We start from the raw sequence: 19,540 nt of genomic DNA on the forward strand, positions 1-19,540 counted from the left end.
CATAGCAAATCTCACTTCTAGTCTTGATTTATACTATAAGAATAGGCCAAAACTGACTCAGATGCATAGGCATGTTCTATTTTGATTGAGTCTTCAACATTGGTAACCTGCTATTTCGTTAATATTTTGATGTAAAAATGTAACCCAATCGATATAAAAAATGCGTAAAGGGCTATTAGCGGCTAAAATGAGTTAACTTTTTGGCTATCATGATTTTTTCACACTAAAGTGACACACTATATTTTATTAAAAGTGAAATAAAATGCTTTAAAAGTGAATTAAAATGCAATACCATTCCTTTTAACGTAATAAAAAATCATGTGACGTTCTTTGTCATAACTATTAATGAATATCAAACTTATCCTGAGGTGAATTTGCCTGTGAGAACCACTGAACTGGTTGATGGATTTCGTCATTCTGCTCCTTATGTTAATGCACATAGAGGTAAAACTTTTGTCGTCATGCTCGGTGGCGAGGCTTTAGCACATCCGCAGTTTCGCGGTATTTTAAATGATGTGGCTATGTTGCACTCACTTGGAATAGAGGTGGTATTAGTTTACGGGGCCAGGCCACAGATTGATGAGGGGTTGAAGGCTGCTGGAATTGAACCCGCCTATCATAACGGTATACGCATTACTGATGATGAAACCCTTAAAATTATCAAACAGGTTGCGGGAGCGACTCAATTTGATATCACCGCAAGGTTGTCGATGTGTTTAGGCAACACGCCAATGCAAAATGCCCAAATTAACCTTGTTAGTGGCAATTTTGTGATTGCGCAACCGTTAGGCATCGAAGACGGTGTTGATTTCTGTTTGAGTGGTAAGGTTCGCCGTATTGATGCGTTGGGACTTCGTCGTCAATTAGACAATAATGGCATAGTCTTGATGGGACCGATTGCGGCTTCAGTTACCGGTGAAAGTTTTAACCTTACGGCAGAAGAAGTCGCGACCCAAGTCGCGATAAAGCTAAAGGCTGATAAGATTATTGGTTTTAGTAATAGTCACGGCATTTTGGATGAAAATGGCGACGTGATTGCTGAACTGATGCCAGACGAAGTTGAAGAAATGCTTAAGACGATGTCTACAGATACGCATGCTTCTGTGGGGACGATGGCTTTCTTAAAAGCCAGCGTTGAAGCGTGTCGCCGAGGCGTGCCACGTTGTCATTTGGTGAGCTATTTAGAAGATGGCGCATTATTACAAGAATTATTTTCACGCGAAGGTATTGGTACTCAAATTGTTACCCAAAGCGCCGAACGTTTACGCCGGGCAACCATTAGCGATATCGGCGGTATTTTAAATCTTATTCGGCCTTTGGAAGAACAAGGTATTTTGGTGCGCCGCTCTCGTGAGCAACTTGAAATGGAAATCGAGCAGTTTATGCTGGTTGAACGTGACAATTTGGTTATTGGCTGTGCAGCATTGTATCCATTTGAAGAAGACAATGCGGGTGAGTTTGCGTGTCTGGTGGTGCACCCCGATTATCGTGATGCTGACCGAGGTAGTTTACTGCTAAATAATATTATTGGTCAGGCCCGTGTTCGTGGTTATTCGCGTTTATTTGCGCTGACAACTCGGAGTATTCATTGGTTTTTAGAGCATGGCTTTAATATTGTCGATGTCGATGTGCTCCCGAATATGAAAAAGCAGCTGTATAACTATCAACGTCGCTCAAAAATTCTTGCGTTAGATTTGTAGAAGTAACAAGACAGTTAACACATAAAAAATGCCGGATTACTGAATAAAGTAATCTGGCATTTTTGTGAGTCAATTATCAATTATTTTAGTGGCTTAAACTAACCAATGTTGAATTATCAAGCTGACGCTTTGGCTAAGGCGTTACGTCGTTGACGTTGCAATATCATGTCGCCAACAAAGATAACTAACGCGCCCCAAATAAAGCCAAAGGTAATGCCTTTTTCAATATCAAACGGTTCATTAAAGAGTTTCACTGCCAAGATAAACATGATGCTAGGACCAATATATTGGAAGAACCCCAAATTCGACAATGGAATTCTTACCGCAGAACCCGCAAAACATAATAATGGGATAGTGGTGATAATGCCCGCGGCAATCAGTAATAGGTTCAAATTAAGGCCATTGGTTAACATGCTTGCCGATGACGTATCTAAGGTGATGAGTAAATACCCTAAGGCAATAGGTAATAAAATGGCCGTTTCGACCAATAATCCTGATTTAGCATCGATATTAACTTTTTTACGTAATAAACCATAAAAACCAAAACTGGCCGCCAAGGCTAATGACAATAGTGGAATAGAGCCAAAAGAAATTAATTGTACCAGCACTCCGGTACTGGCTAAACCTACCGCAACCCATTGCAATTTACGTAGACGCTCACCTAAAAATACCATCCCAAGCAATACGTTAAACAGCGGGTTAATAAAGTAACCTAGACTGGCATCGAGCATATGGTCGTTGTTGACGGCCCAAATAAAAATCAGCCAATTTGCTGCAATTAGCACCGAGGTGACAAACAGTACCGCAAGTTGTTTAGGTTGTTTGAGAATAAGGCGCAGACGATCAAAACCACCGATAAACTGCATCATGATGATCATAAAAATAAATGACCAAATCACACGGTGCATTAATATTTCTGTCGCGGGGACGTTATGTAAAAGTTTAAAATACAGCGGTGCGACACCCCAAATGGTGTAAGCGCAAACGGCCAGTAAAACCCCTTTACGGTATTCTAAATCAGGCATAGTGAGTCAACAGTTGGAAGAACAATAATAGATGGCGATTGTAGGTCGCCATTTTGGATGACACAAGTGATTAAGCGAATTCTTTTATAAACCGGTTGTCAGCTTTAAATGGCAGCGCGTTTAGCTTATCCCACCATATAAGTCCCTGTGCCGAAGGCGATGTGGACCCCTTGTTCATTATGTAACTCCATCCGACAAACTGATACGCGATTACCCGCTCGGATAACACTGCCTGTGCCAGTGAAGACTTCACCGCGACCCGGACGAAGAAAGTCGACGCGCATATCGATAGTGCTTAAGGTGGTTAAACGTTGTTGTAATTCCTCTATTGTCCAATTTTCTTTACTGGCAACTAGCCCAGCAAATACCGTGAGCCCGCCGACAACATCGAGTAAGGTTGCTGTGACACCACCATGTAAAATGTTTTGATGAATATTACCAATAAGCTCAGGCTTCATTTTTATTACCACTTCAACCCCATTGATGTCGTAATGTTTTATGTCTAATCCGAGCAGGTTATGAAACGGAACATGTTGGTCAAATATTTGTGCAACTTGTTGTAATACTTGGGTTTGAATAGCGGTGGTCATGAGCAATCCTTGTCTGTTTTATAATTATTATGCTTGTTGTTTGTAGGGGCGGCTTACTGCTAAAGAGTATTTAATCTAACCCTAAAGTGACATTGACTCAATCTTCTATCTTGGGTGAAAACAGCGTAAAGGTGTTTTGGTTCAAGACATCTGTGGCTGAGTGCTTTAAAATGAGTGCCCCTTGAATGATGATGTAGTGTAATGGATACTCCGATTTCGGCCAATATTGCGTCCTCAGATGTGTTGACGACAGAGCAAGATGTACTTGCTGCAAGCTTGCAGCAGGTGTTTGGTTATCGCGCCTTTCGTGAAGGGCAGCGAGAAGTCATTGAGCAAAGTTTACAAGGCCAAGATACCTTAGTGATTATGCCTACTGGTGGCGGCAAAAGTATGTGCTATCAATTGCCTGCTATTGTGTTGCCTGGCGTTACTGTGGTCGTTTCGCCATTAATTTCGTTGATGAAGGACCAAGTCGACAGTTTATTGCAAAGTGGGGTATCGGCAGCTTATCTCAATTCATCATTACCGCGCGAACAAAGTGCTGAGGTGTTACGCAAGCTTCATGCGGGCGAGATTAAATTGTTGTATGTGTCGCCAGAGCGTTTGTTACGTCCTGACTTTATTGAGCGTCTTCAATCAGTTGATATTTCAATGTTTGCCGTCGATGAAGCGCACTGCATTAGTCAATGGGGCCATGATTTTAGACCTGAATATGCTGCATTAGGTCAATTAAAAGAATATTTTCCTTATTTACCATTAATGGCTTTAACCGCGACGGCAGATCACGCCACGCGTTTAAGCATTTGCGAACGTTTAGGGGTAACACCTTATACTTTGCTGTCGAGTTTCGATCGCCCCAATATTCGTTATACCGTGGCTGAAAAACTGAATGCGGCGAATCAGCTGCGTCAGTTTTTAACGGTGCAAAACGGCACCAGTGGTATTGTGTATTGCAGTAGCCGGCGACGAGTTGATGAGGTGGCTGAGCGTTTACGCCTACAGGGGTTTAATGCCCAAGCGTATCACGCAGGATTGAGCCAGCAAGATCGAGGCAACGTTCAAGATAAATTTCTAAAAGATCAAATCGATATTGTGGTGGCAACCGTGGCTTTTGGCATGGGGATCAACAAGTCTAACGTGCGCTTTGTGGTGCATTACGATATTCCCAAAAGCATTGAAGCTTATTACCAAGAAACCGGGCGAGCTGGTCGTGATGGTTTAGACGCTGAAGCTTATATGTTGTTTGACCCTGCTGACATAGGCCGAGTCAGACATTTGATTGAGCAATCTGAACCGGGTCCGCAACAGCAAGTCGAATTTCATAAATTGCATACCATGGCAGCCTTTGCTGAAGCGCAGACTTGTCGTCGCCAAGTGCTATTAAACTACTTTGATGAAGTGGCTTCTAAGCCTTGTGGTAACTGTGATATCTGTCTTGACCCACCTAAACGATATGATGGTACTGAAGATGCACAAAAAGTGCTTTCTTGTATTTATCGTTTGCAGCAACGTTTTGGTATCCACCATGTTATTGAAGTATTACGCGGGTCTAAAGCGGCTAATATCGTTGATAGAGGCCATGATAAGTTATCGACATGGGGCATTGGTAAAGATAAATCAACAGAGTTTTGGCTCAGTGTTATCCGCCAGTTAATTCACTTAGGTTTGATGAGTCAGGATATTACTCGGGGATCTGCGATTAAGCTTAATCCTGCCGCGAGGCCGGTGTTAAAGGCTGAGCTATCGTTAAAGTTAGCGGAACCCAGAATTCAATTAATCAATGTTAAACGTAAGCCAAGTGCGCGTGGGCCGCAGCAATATGATCGTAAATTATTTGCGCGTTTAAAATTACTGCGCCGTGAACTGGCTGAAAAGAATGACATTCCACCTTATTTAGTCTTTAACGATGCTACCTTGGTTGAAATGTGTGTCATGCTGCCCACAAGTCCTGGAGAGATGCTCGCAGTAAACGGGGTTGGGCAGATTAAACTTGACCGATTTGGCGGAGATTTTTTAGATGAAATCTCTGATTATCTGACCAAAAGTTAGTCATTTAATGTTCATCATTAGGCGGGGTCTCTTGAAGTTTTATTTTGTTTAATTGATTTATAACGGCTTTTTTTACTAGCACGTCAAAGTTGTCAAGTTGCTGTAAACTCGCCATACCAATATTTGCTTTGATCCCCGTTTTCCATTCGCTGAGTACTCGTTCTATTTGGGTTACGACTCTCGCCGCTCCCATTGACGAGGTGTGTGGCAGGATAATAATGAGTTCGTCAGTGTTGTGACGAAATAATTGGTCTTGTTCTCTCAGTGTGAGTTTGAGTCGTGGGATCATAAACGGTATATCCTCGAGATTAATATGATTGATATTAATCAGCAATAGACTCAGTTGATACTGCCCTTGTTTGGCATTGCTCAGCATATGATCAATACGTTGCTGCTGGTTTTCTTCTTGAGTATCAGCATTGAGGCGTTGTGGTCTTCGGGCCAAAAACAGCACTAATCCAACGGACAGTAACAAAATGATTAAAGCTGTAATGGTCAAATTTTGATTGATGTTGCTGGCAGGTTTTTCGGGTGCTGTACTGACTTCACTTTGTGCAGCTATTCTGGCTTTAAACTGCATAAAGTGGGCATTGTTTAACTTGGCCGCAGCTTGTTTAGCAGCGTCAAAACGCTGCACTTGAAATTGATAAGCCGACTCGAATTGATTTTGTTCAGCGTAGTATTGGCTGATTATTTGATTAAATTCTTCTAAATCAGAAAATTGTTTAAGTTCAGTGGCTTGTTCAATAATTTCATTGAGTAGCGACAATGCTTGTATATCTTTATGTTGTGCAAAATACACTTTGGCTAAGGTGCGCTTGATGCGCATAACGTAAAGAGGCTCTTGGTATTTAGTCATGCTCGTAATACTTGATAATGCAAGTTTTTCAGCGATGTCGAAATCACCAACATATAAATGAATACTGGCCAGTAAGGCATTACCGATTGCAAAGTCTTTTTCCGATGTATTTTTACTATTTTCAGTTTTTGCCTTGTTAAGATAATACAACACTTGCGCTTTATCTTTTTGTGCCATATTAATTCGGGCTAAGTTAATCGCAAATGCAAAGTTAAGTTTACCGAAGGTAGATGGGTCATTATAAGCGAGTTCTGCAAAGTGTAATGCTTCTTCAAGATCGCCCATGGAGAAAAATACATTAGTAATTTCAGAGAGTAAATAGGATTTAGGGACCAAATACCAATCCTGAAACTGTGCTTGAGCCTCATCAAAAATAGCTAATGCTAAGCGTAAATCCTCAATCGATTGATTGTAGTTTTCTAGGCTGGTGTTTTGGCTACTGTTTAAAAAAAGGCTATTTACAATCGCTTGCTTTTCAGAGTATCGCTTTGCCAAGCGTAGTGCTTCTTCGGTGAGTTGTTGTTCTTGTAGTGTATTGCCAAGGCTTTGATGTGCTGCAGCTTGGCATTGCATGAAGTAGGGACGCGCGGTATCGTACTTAAATTGCCTGGCCTTTATTTCCCCTTGTTTTGCCAAGGTGATAGCCTGATTGAACTCACCAAATTCCAATAAATTAACACAACGTAACAGCGTTAATCGTAGCGCATCGATATTGGCTAATGGTTGTTGAGCATGTTGTTGCTCAAGAGAATCAATCAGTGATTTTGCGTCCGTAGATCGTTGAGAATTGATACTGTTGATCACATCGAGCTGCTTACGAGCGCTCAGTTGTTGAGTTTGAGCAATGATATCGCCGGAGAGTAATAAACGTTGCGCTGGTTGAGCAAAAACTGCCGTAGTCGCTAAATATAGTGTGATGCCAAAGATTAGAGCAAAAATGCGACTAAAGTTATATTCAATACTCTTTTTCGACAACATCATCGTCATATATCTACTTAACATGGGGTGGTAGCAGTATACGATTATTTATATCCAGATACATAAAAATATAATTGATGCAGCAACTTAGATTGATGTTTATTTGCACTTTGAGAGGTAAGTTCATTAATTGAAAGCGAATCCATATTGGCTGATAATGTAGTTGGTTAACTGTAATGAGGCACTAGTACACTATCATCTTTTTCACGATGGTTAAATTAGGGTTGACACAGAAGGCTGGTCGAGTTACATATTAGGTATAGACATATTTTTTGCGTCACACATTTAGCATATTTAGTTATTAAAAGTGAATATTAACACCATGAACACACAATTGTTTTTACTCGGACTCCTTCTCCTCTCTCGCATACCCTGCGCGGAGTCCTTTGTGTTACATGCAAAATAATTCATTAAGCATACACAAACCCCGCGCTAACAGTCGCGGGGTTTTTTGTTTCTAGCCCTTTTGAAATGTACCAATTGTGCTGTTTGCAGTTGGGTAAATAGATACATGATGGTCGATGGAGAAATTCGATGTCCAATAGAGTTATAATTTTTGATACTACGCTACGTGATGGCGAGCAGGCGCTGGCAGCGAGTTTAACCGTTAAAGAAAAGCTACAAATTGCCTTAGCGCTGGAACGTTTAGGCGTTGATGTAATGGAAGTGGGTTTCCCGGTGTCTTCTCCTGGTGATTTTAAATCGGTGCAAACCATTGCCAAGACCATTAAAAATAGCCGAGTGTGCGCGTTATCCCGTGCACTTGAAAAGGACATTGATGCCGCAGCCCAAGCCTTATCGGTAGCCGATCAATTTCGGATCCATACTTTTATTTCAACCTCGACCATTCATGTTGAAAGTAAATTAAAGCGCTCTTTTGACGATGTGTTAGAGATGGCCGTTAATGCGGTTAAGTACGCCAGACGTTTTACGGATGACGTTGAGTTCTCATGCGAAGATGCTGGCCGCACGCCGATAGATAATTTGTGTCGTATGGTAGAGGCGGCAATTAAAGCCGGTGCCCGTACCATTAATATTCCAGACACTGTTGGCTATACTGTGCCAAGCGAGTTTGCTGGCATTATTAAAACCTTATTTAATCGAGTGCCAAATATCGACCAAGCGGTGATTTCGGTTCATTGTCATGATGATTTAGGTTTGTCGGTTGCTAATTCGATTGCTGCAGTAGAGATGGGCGCTCGCCAAGTAGAATGTACTATTAATGGCATTGGTGAACGAGCCGGTAATTGCTCGTTAGAAGAAATTGCCATGATCCTTGCAACACGCAAAGATTTGCTTGATGTAGAGTGTGGTATTAACGCCAAAGAAATACATCGTACGTCGTCGTTGGTCAGCCAACTATGTAATATGCCTATTCAAGCTAATAAGGCCATCGTGGGGACTAATGCATTTTCTCATTCATCGGGTATCCATCAAGATGGTATGCTAAAAGCCAAAAATACCTATGAGATCATGACCCCAGAAAGCATTGGTTTGAATCGTAATAATATGAACATGACTTCACGCTCTGGTCGCCATGTGATTAAGCATCGCATGGAAGAAATGGGTTACCAGCCAAGCGATTATGATATGGACAGCCTTTACGAGCAGTTTTTAACCTTGGCAGATAAGAAAGGTCAGGTATTTGATTACGACTTAGAAGCGTTAGTGTTCGTGGAGTCGCAAGCTCAAGATGATGATAAATATCAACTACAACATATGATGGTGCATTCAGATTCGACTGAAGGTGTGGCAACCGCGACGGTGCGTATTGCGGTCGATGGCAAAGATCTTACCGAAGCATCGACAGGTAATGGACCTGTCGATGCCGCTTATAATGCCATTGCACGGGCAACCGGTCGTCAAATCAATATTACCAACTATAAATTAAGTGCCAAAGGTGAAGGCCAAAACGCCCTAGGGCAGGTTGATATTACCGCGAAATACAACGAGCAGACGTTCCACGGTGTCGGATTAGCCACCGATGTGGTTGAGGCGTCAGCCCAAGCGTTAGTTCATGTGATGAATTTAGTGTACCGCGCAGACAAGGTTGCTGATTTTAAACAACAGATCCATAAAAATAGGGAGTTAGGTGGCGTATGAGTTATCAAATAGCAGTTTTGTCGGGTGATGGTATCGGTCCTGAAGTGATGGCAGAAGCGCGTAAAGTGCTGAGTGCGGTAGAAGCGCGTTTTGGATTAGATATTAACTATACCGAATATGATGTTGGCGGCATTGCGATTGATAACCATGGTTGTCCATTACCTGATGCAACATTAACAGGCTGTGAAGCTGCCGATGCCATTTTATTTGGCAGCGTTGGTGGCCCCAAGTGGGAACATTTACCACCCAATGATCAACCGGAACGTGGCGCATTATTACCGTTACGTGGTCACTTTGAGCTATTTTGTAATTTACGCCCAGCCAAATTACATGACGGCTTAGAGCATATGTCACCACTGCGCAGCGATATTTCAGCTCGTGGTTTTGATGTGTTGTGCGTACGTGAGTTAACCGGCGGTATTTACTTTGGTAAGCCAAAAGGGCGTCAAGGTGAAGGTGACGACGAAGAAGCCTTCGACACTATGCGTTATAGTCGCCGCGAAATTAGCCGCATTGCTCGTATTGCTTTTGAAGCTGCGCGAGGACGTAAAAACAAAGTCACTTCTGTAGATAAAGCCAATGTGCTGGCTTGTTCAGTGCTATGGCGTCAAGTGGTAGAAGAAGTGGCTAAAGACTTCCCTGATGTCACCTTAGAACACATCTACATCGATAATGCGACTATGCAGCTATTGCGTCGTCCAGATGAGTTTGACGTGATGTTATGTTCTAATTTATTTGGTGATATTTTATCCGATGAAATTGCCATGTTAACCGGCTCTATGGGGCTATTGTCTTCGGCAAGCATGAACAGTAAAGGCTTTGGTTTATTTGAACCGGCCGGCGGCAGTGCCCCCGATATTGCTGGTCAAGGTATCGCTAATCCGGTGGCGCAGATTTTATCTGCCGCACTGATGTTACGTCATAGCTTAAAGCAAGAAGACGCCGCTAATGCCATTGAACGCGCGGTGACAAAAGCACTCGCCAGTGGTTATTTAACCGGCGAACTTATGGCAGCAGATAAACGTAGTGAAGCAAAGTCGACCGCACAAATGGGCGATTTTATTGCCCAAGCGATAAAGGAAGGTGTGTAATGGCTCAAGTTATGGGTAAAACCTTATATGAAAAAGTGTGGGATGCACACATTGTCGCCTCTCCTGAAGGCGAAGCCCCCGTCGTGTATGTTGACCGGCATTTAGTGCATGAGGTGACATCACCTCAAGCATTTAGTGGCTTAAAAGTGGCTGGACGCACACTACGTGCACCACACAAAACCTTTGCCACCATGGATCATAATACCTCGACCCGCAGTGCCAGTTTAGATGCACTGAGCCCTATGGCCCGCACTCAAGTTGAAACCCTGGCGCAAAACTGTAAAGAGTTTGGCGTGCGTTTGTATGATATTCATCATCCTAATCAAGGTATTGTCCATGTAATGGGGCCTGAATTGGGGATTACTCTACCGGGATCCGTTATTGTGTGTGGTGATTCGCACACCGCGACCCATGGTGCATTTGGTGCATTGGCGTTTGGTATTGGCACCTCAGAAGTTGAGCACGTATTGGCCACCCAGACCCTACGCCAGTTAAAAGCCAAAACCATGAAGATTGATGTTCGCGGCCAAGTGACCGATGGCGTAACAGCAAAAGATATCGTATTAGCCATTATTGGTAAATTAGGTATGGATGGCGGCACAGGTTATGTGGTTGAGTTTTGTGGTGATGCCATTGAGGCATTAACCATGGAAGGACGAATGACCTTGTGCAACATGGCCATCGAAATGGGTGCCAAAGCCGGTATGGTCGCGCCTGATGAGACCACATTTAACTATCTTAAAGGCCGTGAGTTTGCTCCTAAAGATGCGCTGTGGGAGCAAGCGGTTGCCACATGGTCACAATTGAAGACCGATGCTGATGCGGTATTTGATTGTGAAGTGGTATTTGACGCAAACGATATAGCGCCGCAGTTAACCTGGGGTACTAACCCTGGTCAAGTGGTGGCTATTGACGGTGTGGTGCCTAATCCTGAACAAGAAACCAATATTACCAATCGGACGAGTATGGTCAAATCGTTAGAGTATATCGGCCTTACGCCGGGTACTAAAATGACCGACATTAGCATTAATAAAGTGTTTATTGGTTCTTGTACTAACTCGCGCATTGAAGATTTACGTTCTGCTGCTGCGCAGGCTAAAAATCGTAAAGTGGCTGACGGCGTGGTGGCGATTGTGGTGCCGGGATCGGGCCCTGTCAAACGGCAAGCAGAAGCTGAAGGCTTAGATAAGATTTTTATTGAAGCCGGTTTTGAATGGCGTTTACCAGGTTGTTCTATGTGTTTGGCAATGAATGATGACCGTTTAGACGCGGGTGATCGCTGTGCATCAACCAGCAATCGTAATTTCGAAGGTCGTCAAGGTCGTGGCAGTCGTACCCATTTGGTTAGCCCTGCTATGGCTGCAGCTGCAGCAGTTGCGGGCCACTTTGTTGATATTCGTCAACCTTATTAATCAGCTAAACAAGGATATTTTATGCAAGCTTTTACAGCACATACCGGTTTAGCGGTAGCCATTAACAGCGCCAATGTTGACACTGATCAAATCATTCCTAAGCAGTTCTTGTCAAAAGTGACGCGTGACGGTTTTGGGGTGCACTTGTTCCATGATTGGCGTTATTTAGATGATGCGGGTGATCAGCCTAATCCTGAGTTCGTGCTCAATCAGCCTCGTTACCAAGGTGCTTCTATTTTATTAGCGCAAGAAAACTTTGGTTGTGGGTCATCACGTGAACATGCACCTTGGGCATTAGCGGATTTTGGTCTTAGGGTCATCATTGCCCCGACGTTTGCGGACATATTTTACGGCAACTCGATAAATAATGGCTTTCTACCGGTAACGCTAACCTCTGCTGAAGTACAACAATTGATGGATGAAGTGGCAGCCCAAGAAGGAGCGCAGATTACAGTAGATTTACATGCGCTAACGGTCACATCACCCTCTGGTTGTGTGTTTGATTTTGCCATGGTTGAGTCTGCAAGGCATAAATTACTCAATGGTCTGGATGCTATCGGATTGACATTGTCATTTGAGCAACAGATCAGTGACTATGAAGCTCATATACCCGCTTGGTATGCATAATCGGCTATCACTGAGTGTTTAGTGTGTCGTTAATATTGTGTAAACAATGAATTAAAACCTCTTCATGTTGTCATGAAGAGGTTTTTTTTGTTTTTAATTGTAAAAACTTTTATGTAACCATTTTGTACACAAAAACAAGCTAGGCTTATTTTAGACCAATATTTTTAACCATTTAAGCTTATTGTTATACGATAGTTTTTATTTAAGGTACTGTTTATTAATGCAAAAAATTAACTATTGGTAAGGTGAGGTCCATTAGATTTACCGTTACCCTGTTTTTCGGGTTGTCTTTTACATCATTAAATCAAAAGTTTGATCACGATCACAATTTAAAATTGAATCACTCACTTCTTGTTCAGTCCCTTGCGGCTGTTGCAATGCTTTTTTGGATCAGTACACTGACAGCTTCATTTAAGTCGAGCTTTAACTCTATGTAAGCCGATTTATGCAGTTTGAATCTAAACACAGAGAATTATAATGAAAAAAACAGTGTTAACACTGGCGATTAGCGCCATTGTATTTGGGGCAACGACTCAAGTGAATGCGGCAGGTTTCCAACTTGCAGAATATTCAGCGACAGGTTTAGGCCGTGCATTTGCTGGTGAAGCCGCCATTGCAGATAATGCGTCAACTCAAGCGCGTAATCCTGCGATGCTTGCTTATCTCGAAGGCCGCCAGCTGTCATCAGGCGGCATCTATGTCATGCCAAATGTGGATGTGATGGGTGATGTTGGCATTTCTTCACCACTATTAGGCTCAGAGCCATTAGTGATAGGTGCAGATGACTACGATGTTGCTGATAATGCACTCGTGCCAAACTTTTACTATTCAAACCAGTTGAATGACCAATGGACTTGGGGTTTAGCCGTCAATTCAAATTATGGTTTAGAAACCAATATTCCAGTGGCGGATGCGGCGGCTATTTTTGGCAGTAAAACTTCAATTACGACAGTCGAATTTAACCCGAATGTTGCCTACCGTCTTGATGATGCATTTACCGTAGGCGCTGGCCTTCGTGTGGTGTACGGCGAAGGTGAAGTGGGTGCTACTGCGCCAGGTTGGATTGATACGATTAAAACGAGTTTACCTGCAAGCATTAGCGCACGTTTACCCGCGGGTGGGACTAATCTAAAGTCAATGGAAGGTGATGATGTTGGCTATGGTTGGAAAGCGGGCGCGAGCTGGCAAATTAACTCCGCTAACCGCATTGGTTTGGCTTACCACAGTAGCGTCGACCTTAAACTCGACGGTCATGTTGATGGCGTGGTTTATACTGGTGGTCAAGATATCGAAATTGAAGGTTATTTGCCGGTTGAGTTACCTGCCTTTGCCGAACTTGCTTCTTATCATCAGTTAACTGAAAATTGGGCAATGCATGCCAGCGTAAACTGGACTGAATGGAATGTGTTTGAGCAACTAGTGGCGTATTTCCCTGGTGATGTTAAGCCTGTCGGTGACTTAACGTCAAACATAGTAAAAGAAGAGAACTTTAATGATAACTGGCGTTATGCGCTCGGTACTACCTATACCCTTAATGATCAGTGGACATTACGTGCAGGTATGGCATTAGATAAAACCGCAGTTGACGATCAAGATCGCACCACCACAATCCCTGATTCTGACCGTTTATGGTTCAGCGTTGGTACAGGCTATCAATTGACTAAAAATCTGAATGTAGATTTAGGGGTGACGTATATTAAAACCCACGGTGATGCGCCTATTACTGAAACACAAGACCTATTAGGCCTTGCTGCTGTTAGCTATACTGGTGAAGCCACCGGTGATGTCTGGATAACAGGCGTGCAGTTAAACTATAAAATGTAATCGATGTCGTTGGATATCATTGATCAAAGGGCCTCGCAATTGCGGGGCCTTTTAGTCTGCTATTTACGTGATGCAGTTAAGCTACTAACATCATTAAATAGCCTAAAATCACGATGAGGTTTATGTCTAAACGACCCCTAGATGCAGTATATAGCATGTCGAGAAGAGACAAGGTTTAAGGTGCTAGGAATAGGGCGCTATGCTTACGGAAAGCTGATAACGGATAACAAGCGAACGCTGCGCTCACGGATAGCGCGGTCTAGGGTCGCTTCTAGGTGCTAGAGAGCCTGCGGCTGCTAGGATCTAGAAGGACGAAGTCCGCCCTCTGGCGAGCTTGCCAGTTCCTAGAACCTATCAGTCGCGAAGCGACGCTCTCGGTAAGGCTGTCACTATTACCTTCTATTACTGCCTTGTTCGTTTTCCTACGGGAGTACTGACACGAGCATGCTGAAGTGGTTTGGGTTTATGCTAACAGAGGACATTTACTTGCATTGATTTTATATATCGATTTAGGATGTAATGTTGGATTAGTCAGTACAGAAACGATATAAAAAATTATAAAATTCAGATAAAACAATTATGTAAATAATTGAATAATAAAACCACATAACAGATCACATCTACATGAGATAGGAAGTCAGATGGTTGCCAATAAATACATTGTCGCGTTAGACCAAGGCACTACAAGCTCTCGTGCCATTGTGTTTGATCATCAAGCCAATATCGTCGCCGTGGCTCAGCGTGAATTTACCCAACATTATCCGCAAGCGGGATGGGTAGAGCATGATCCCATGGAGATATGGTCTTCACAAAGTTCAGTACTGGTTGAAGTACTGACTCGTAAAGGGATAAGTCATCATGATGTTGCCGCGATTGGTATTAGCAATCAACGTGAGACCACGATAGTCTGGAATAAAAACACAGGTAAGCCAGTATATAACGCCATTGTATGGCAATGCCGCCGCAGCCAAGCAATATGCCAACATCATAAAGCACAAGGTGCTGAAGAGATGGTGCGTCAGAAAACCGGGCTAGTACTTGATCCGTACTTTTCGGCGTCAAAAATTGAGTGGATTTTGAATAATGTTGACGGTGCTCGTGAACAAGCAGAAGCGGGCGATCTATTGTTTGGCACCGTTGACACTTGGTTGGTGTGGAAGCTAACACAAGGTAACGTTCATGTGACCGAACCGACTAATGCCTCTCGGACCATGTTATTTAACATTCACGATCAACAGTGGGACCCAGAATTACTCGATTTGTTTACGATACCTCGGGCAATGTTACCTGAAGTGAAACCTTCTTGCGCAATATACGGTTATACCGAACTTGCAGGCAATCCTGTTCCTGTGGCGGGGATGGCGGGTGATCAACAATCGGCTTTGTTTGGCCAATTATGTATCGAACCTGGGATGGCTAAAAATACTTATGGCACAGGGTGTTTTTTGTTAATGAATACCGGTGTCAAAGCTGTCGAGTCAACCCATGGTTTATTAACCACCATTGCTATTGGTACTGATGCAAAAGTGAATTATGCCTTAGAAGGCTCGGTATTTATGGGCGGGGCCGTGATTCAATGGTTGCGTGATGAGCTAGGTCTTATTACCGATGCCTGCGACACTCAATATTTTGCCGACAAAGTGAGTGACACCAATGGCGTGTACTTAGTGCCTGCATTTGTGGGCTTAGGTGCACCTTATTGGGATGCCGATGCCCGTGGTGCCATCATTGGCTTAACCCGTGGCGCCAATCGGAATCATATTATTCGTGCGGCGTTAGAGGCGATTGCTTACCAATCACGTGATGTGCTTGATGCTATGAGTAAAGATTCTAATGTACCACTGACACAAATTCGAGTCGATGGTGGTGCGGTGGCAAATGATTTTTTAATGCAATTTCAAGCAGATATTACTGGGGCAACAGTTATTCGTCCCCTTGTAACTGAAACCACCGCGATGGGGGCGGCATTTCTAGCGGGCTTGGCCGTTGGTGTGTGGAAGTCGACGGATGAATTACAAACCATGCTGTCTACCGAGCGGGAATTTACCTCGACAATGGATATAGAGATCCGTGCAAAGTTGTACCATGGTTGGAAGCAAGCAGTATCTCAAGTGAGTCCTAATGGTAACCTTGCTTAACTAAGGCAAGCGTTACACTTCAATATCAATATGCTGACTGGCGGTTTCTCCACGAGTGGAGAATCGCTTATCACTTTTCATTAGTCTAATTTTGTTACCGACATTTTTTTTCTCATTAACCGTTCGCGGTTTGGCTCGTCTATCTTGTCGAGGTGCTTCCTGCCGTTGAATAGGCATTTTATGGCTAATGTTTGGTGGTAATTGTGACTGAGGCGCCTCGTGACTGTCAGCACTAATCGCACTGGCATTTTTGACTTGTTCAACAATCCGTTTACGTTCACTCACAGCCTGTACTGGCCTGGCTAGCATGGCATAAATGCTGTCAATACTCATGTTGCTCTCCTGTAACGATGAAATGACGCTAATGTTAATCATCATAACTGTTTATCGACTCAGGTTGGTTAAAATTTAATCTTTTTAGGTTAAGAATAATTTGGCTGACATTTTCATACTCTTGATTGATGCATTTAGACTGGCCCTTTGCTTGTGGTGGGTATCAGCAAATATGCTCATTTCATTATTGTTATGCGTTATTTCAATGATGCATTAACACTAACAGAATAATGCTAACAGAGCGTTACTAACAGAGTGACGTCAACAACGCATCGCTTTGATCTTAGCTGACCAAAGAAGGTGTAACTTCTGGTTGGATTTAGATTTAGTGTGATCACCGCGTTATTCACTTTCGAGCACTGCCTTTAACCGTTTTCATTGAGTCATCACAACCGCATGACCCTTAAGGCATTAAACATAATTAACTGTGATTGCCAGATAAATTGATAAAATGCTGCGCTCAACATTAAGATATCGAAGACAAATACCGTGATCTTGAGTGATAGCGTTTTAGCATAAGCTAATGATACCAAGTCGTTTAAGCATTGTTATTCATTTCATCAGTACAATGCACATCAAGGTGAATAAAGAGGCTTTTACGTCTCAATAACGCGGCGATCAATGCTGAGATTGAATACAGTCGCAAGACATTGCATAAGATAAGGCGGTTTTTAACGATATAAAGTGGACTCAGTCGACTATTTGTTGATCTTTAATGTGATTAAAATGGCGTTTATGGGCAAGATTACGACGTAAAGATGGAGTATTCGAAGCATAAAATAAGATTAATTAAAAAGATCACGTGTTTATTTTTGCCGATAAAACGACCGTTATGTGTCTGGTTTAACTCATTTACCCTGATTTTTAGCTGTTTTCTACAAATGGCTCTGTCATTCATCCTGCTTGATATTAATTTGCTGCTAACCCGCTTGGTGTCTGGATTTAATATATCTGTCCATCCCTTGACAAAACTTGCATAGAGTCCCTAAACTTAGCATTTGTGGGAAGAAGTGGATCATTGTGGATCAAATGATAACAATAAGGACTCAATAACGTGTTTCGTGGTGCCAGTGCAATCAACATGGATGCTAAAGGGCGGATCGCTATTCCAGCGAGATACCGTGATGCGTTGCGTGTCGAACATGCCGGTACTGTGATTATTACCGTAGACATTGAAGCCGCTTGTTTATTGATTTATCCGCTACACGAATGGGAGCAGATTGAAGCAAAGCTAAGATTGCTTTCTGATACCGATCCACTTGAGCGCTCCTTTAAACGAAAATTACTAGGTCACGCACAAGATTGCGAACTAGACAGCCACGGACGCATAGTGATCCCGCCGGCATTACGAAGTTTCGCCAGTTTAGAAAAGAAAACCATGCTGGTGGGCTTACTGAATAAATTTGAATTATGGGAAGAGAGTGCTTGGCAACAACAAATGGATGATGGCAATACGCTCATTCAAAGCCAAGATTTAGCCAGCAATGAACGCTTGGCATACTTTTCACTGTAGTGACCAAAAAGGTTAGAAGAATCCAATGAGCCAAGAGTTTGCCCATTTATCTGTATTACTAAATGAAACCGTCGATGGTCTCAATATCCAAAGTGATGGCATCTACATTGATGGCACTTTTGGCCGTGGTGGGCATTCGCGTCATGTGTTGAGTCATTTGGGTGAAAATGGTCGCTTAATTGCGATAGACAAAGATCCGCAAGCCATCGAGGCTGCTAAGCAGTTTGCTGATGACCCTCGATTCCAAATTGTCCACGGTGGCTTTGGTCAATTAGCTGAGTATGTCGATGAGCTTGGATTAACAGGCCAGATTAATGGTGTATTGCTTGATCTTGGCGTGTCGTCGCCACAATTAGACGATGCGGAACGTGGCTTTAGTTTTTTACGTGACGGCCCGCTCGATATGCGTATGGATAACAGTCAAGGTCAAACCGCTGCCCAGTGGATAGCGCGTGCAGAAATTGAAGATATGGCATGGGTATTTAAAACCTACGGTGAAGAAAAGAATTCGCGCCATATTGCACGTTGTATTGCAGCTGATCGTGAGAAGACACCCTTTTTACGCACCAAAGACTTAGCCGATTTAATCGCGCGTATTACCAAAAAGAAAGAGCGTAATAAGCATCCAGCGACGCGAGTGTTTCAGGCGATTCGTATTTACATCAATAGCGAATTAGAACAAATAAATCAAGCGTTAGAAGGTGCTTTAGCGGTGTTAGCTCCCCAGGGCCGTCTATCAGTGATCAGTTTCCATTCCCTAGAAGATCGTATGGTGAAACGTTTTATTCGTCGTCATAGTCAAGGTGATAGCGTGCCACATGGTTTACCGATCACAGAAGCTGAAATTAATAAATCTCGTAAATTAAAAGCCATGAGTAAGGCGATGAAGCCTTCTGATGCGGAATTAGAGCAAAATCCACGCGCGCGCAGCTCTGTGTTACGAGTTGCCGAGCGTCTGGATTATTAACCACTGAGGGTAATGTGAGCCAATCACCATTAAATTTGCCTCAGATTGTGTTACACGACATTTGGCACCACAAGTGGATATTGCTGTTGAGTGTATTGGTTGTGATGAATGGCGTAGCCGTAGTTTACACCAGCCATGTAACGCGTAAGTTGATTACCCAATGGGATCAGTTGCTGCAAGAGCAAGATCGCTTGGATATTGAATGGCGAAATTTATTATTAGAAGAACAATCGCAATCTGAGCACAGTCGCGTGACTCGGATTGCAACCAAAGAATTAAATATGACTCGGCCGCTTCCTAAGGAGGAAGTGATGATTCGAGTCAAGTGAGC

Annotated in this window: 15 protein-coding genes; 11 read left to right on the forward strand and 4 right to left on the reverse strand. The window is 43.0% G+C overall.

Translation table 11 applies throughout. From position 1 onward, the window contains the following. The first annotated feature begins 380 nt into the window (after nt 1-380). Nucleotides 381-1,700 (forward strand): amino-acid N-acetyltransferase, encoded by a 1,320-nt coding sequence (gene argA / locus AAEY93_RS17495; RefSeq protein WP_101033265.1) that lies wholly within the window; start codon nt 381-383, stop codon nt 1,698-1,700. Between the two features lie 116 nt (nt 1,701-1,816). On the opposite strand, the gene rarD is transcribed toward argA, so the two are convergent. Then, a complete protein-coding gene (gene rarD / locus AAEY93_RS17500; RefSeq protein WP_335688797.1) occupies nt 1,817-2,725 on the reverse strand; it encodes an EamA family transporter RarD in 909 nt (302 codons plus the stop codon). Between the two features lie 125 nt (nt 2,726-2,850). Then, nucleotides 2,851-3,315, reverse strand: a complete 465-nt coding sequence (locus tag AAEY93_RS17505; protein ID WP_101033263.1) for a thioesterase family protein — start codon at nt 3,313-3,315, stop codon at nt 2,851-2,853. A gap of 201 nt (nt 3,316-3,516) precedes the next feature. On the opposite strand from AAEY93_RS17505, the gene recQ reads away from it, so the two are divergent. Then, complete coding sequence (gene recQ / locus AAEY93_RS17510) at nt 3,517-5,364, forward strand: DNA helicase RecQ (RefSeq protein ID WP_164839416.1); 1,848 nt, start codon at nt 3,517-3,519, stop codon at nt 5,362-5,364. 4 nt (nt 5,365-5,368) lie between these two features. On the opposite strand, the gene AAEY93_RS17515 is transcribed toward recQ, so the two are convergent. Then, entirely contained in the window at nt 5,369-7,210 is a 1,842-nt protein-coding gene (locus AAEY93_RS17515; protein ID WP_351078696.1) for a hypothetical protein, read from the reverse strand. A gap of 525 nt (nt 7,211-7,735) precedes the next feature. On the opposite strand from AAEY93_RS17515, the gene leuA reads away from it, so the two are divergent. The 6 genes from leuA (at nt 7,736) to glpK (ending at nt 16,396) form a co-directional block, all read left to right on the forward strand. Further along, the gene (leuA, locus tag AAEY93_RS17520) at nt 7,736-9,304 is read left to right on the forward strand and encodes a 2-isopropylmalate synthase (RefSeq protein WP_101033261.1); all 1,569 of its coding nucleotides are present in this window, start codon (nt 7,736-7,738) and stop codon (nt 9,302-9,304) included. Continuing rightward, nucleotides 9,301-10,395: a 3-isopropylmalate dehydrogenase gene (gene leuB / locus AAEY93_RS17525; protein WP_335688790.1), complete on the forward strand. Its 1,095-nt coding sequence runs from the start codon at nt 9,301-9,303 to the stop codon at nt 10,393-10,395. The genes leuA and leuB overlap by 4 nt, the downstream gene beginning before the upstream one ends. Before the next feature lie 11 nt (nt 10,396-10,406). Then, a complete protein-coding gene (gene leuC / locus AAEY93_RS17530; protein WP_351078717.1) occupies nt 10,407-11,807 on the forward strand; it encodes a 3-isopropylmalate dehydratase large subunit in 1,401 nt (466 codons plus the stop codon). A gap of 21 nt (nt 11,808-11,828) precedes the next feature. Then, nucleotides 11,829-12,434: a 3-isopropylmalate dehydratase small subunit gene (gene leuD / locus AAEY93_RS17535; protein WP_124012789.1), complete on the forward strand. Its 606-nt coding sequence runs from the start codon at nt 11,829-11,831 to the stop codon at nt 12,432-12,434. A gap of 477 nt (nt 12,435-12,911) precedes the next feature. Next, a complete protein-coding gene (locus AAEY93_RS17540; RefSeq protein WP_124012788.1) occupies nt 12,912-14,258 on the forward strand; it encodes an outer membrane protein transport protein in 1,347 nt (448 codons plus the stop codon). A gap of 641 nt (nt 14,259-14,899) precedes the next feature. Then, the gene (gene glpK / locus AAEY93_RS17545; RefSeq protein ID WP_124012787.1) at nt 14,900-16,396 is read left to right on the forward strand and encodes a glycerol kinase GlpK; all 1,497 of its coding nucleotides are present in this window, start codon (nt 14,900-14,902) and stop codon (nt 16,394-16,396) included. Between the two features lie 12 nt (nt 16,397-16,408). Here glpK and AAEY93_RS17550 read toward each other — a convergent pair whose 3' ends face one another. Continuing rightward, complete coding sequence (locus tag AAEY93_RS17550; RefSeq protein WP_124012786.1) at nt 16,409-16,729, reverse strand: hypothetical protein; 321 nt, start codon at nt 16,727-16,729, stop codon at nt 16,409-16,411. A gap of 1,054 nt (nt 16,730-17,783) precedes the next feature. Here AAEY93_RS17550 and mraZ point away from each other — a divergent pair. From mraZ to ftsL, 3 genes are read left to right on the forward strand one after another with little or no spacing between them, the layout of a single operon-like run. Next, the gene (mraZ, locus tag AAEY93_RS17555) at nt 17,784-18,242 is read left to right on the forward strand and encodes a division/cell wall cluster transcriptional repressor MraZ (RefSeq protein ID WP_124012785.1); all 459 of its coding nucleotides are present in this window, start codon (nt 17,784-17,786) and stop codon (nt 18,240-18,242) included. Nucleotides 18,243-18,267: 25 nt separating this feature from the next. Continuing rightward, the gene (gene rsmH / locus AAEY93_RS17560) at nt 18,268-19,209 is read left to right on the forward strand and encodes a 16S rRNA (cytosine(1402)-N(4))-methyltransferase RsmH (RefSeq protein WP_101033254.1); all 942 of its coding nucleotides are present in this window, start codon (nt 18,268-18,270) and stop codon (nt 19,207-19,209) included. A gap of 14 nt (nt 19,210-19,223) precedes the next feature. Then, on the forward strand, nt 19,224-19,538 hold the full coding sequence (gene ftsL / locus AAEY93_RS17565; protein WP_101033253.1) for a cell division protein FtsL: 315 nt from the start codon (nt 19,224-19,226) through the stop codon (nt 19,536-19,538). The last annotated feature ends 2 nt before the right edge of the window (nt 19,539-19,540 follow it).

This window comes from Shewanella sp. CAL98-MNA-CIBAN-0140, from assembly GCF_040309905.1.
Classification (GTDB): Bacteria; Pseudomonadota; Gammaproteobacteria; order Enterobacterales; family Shewanellaceae; genus Shewanella; species Shewanella psychromarinicola.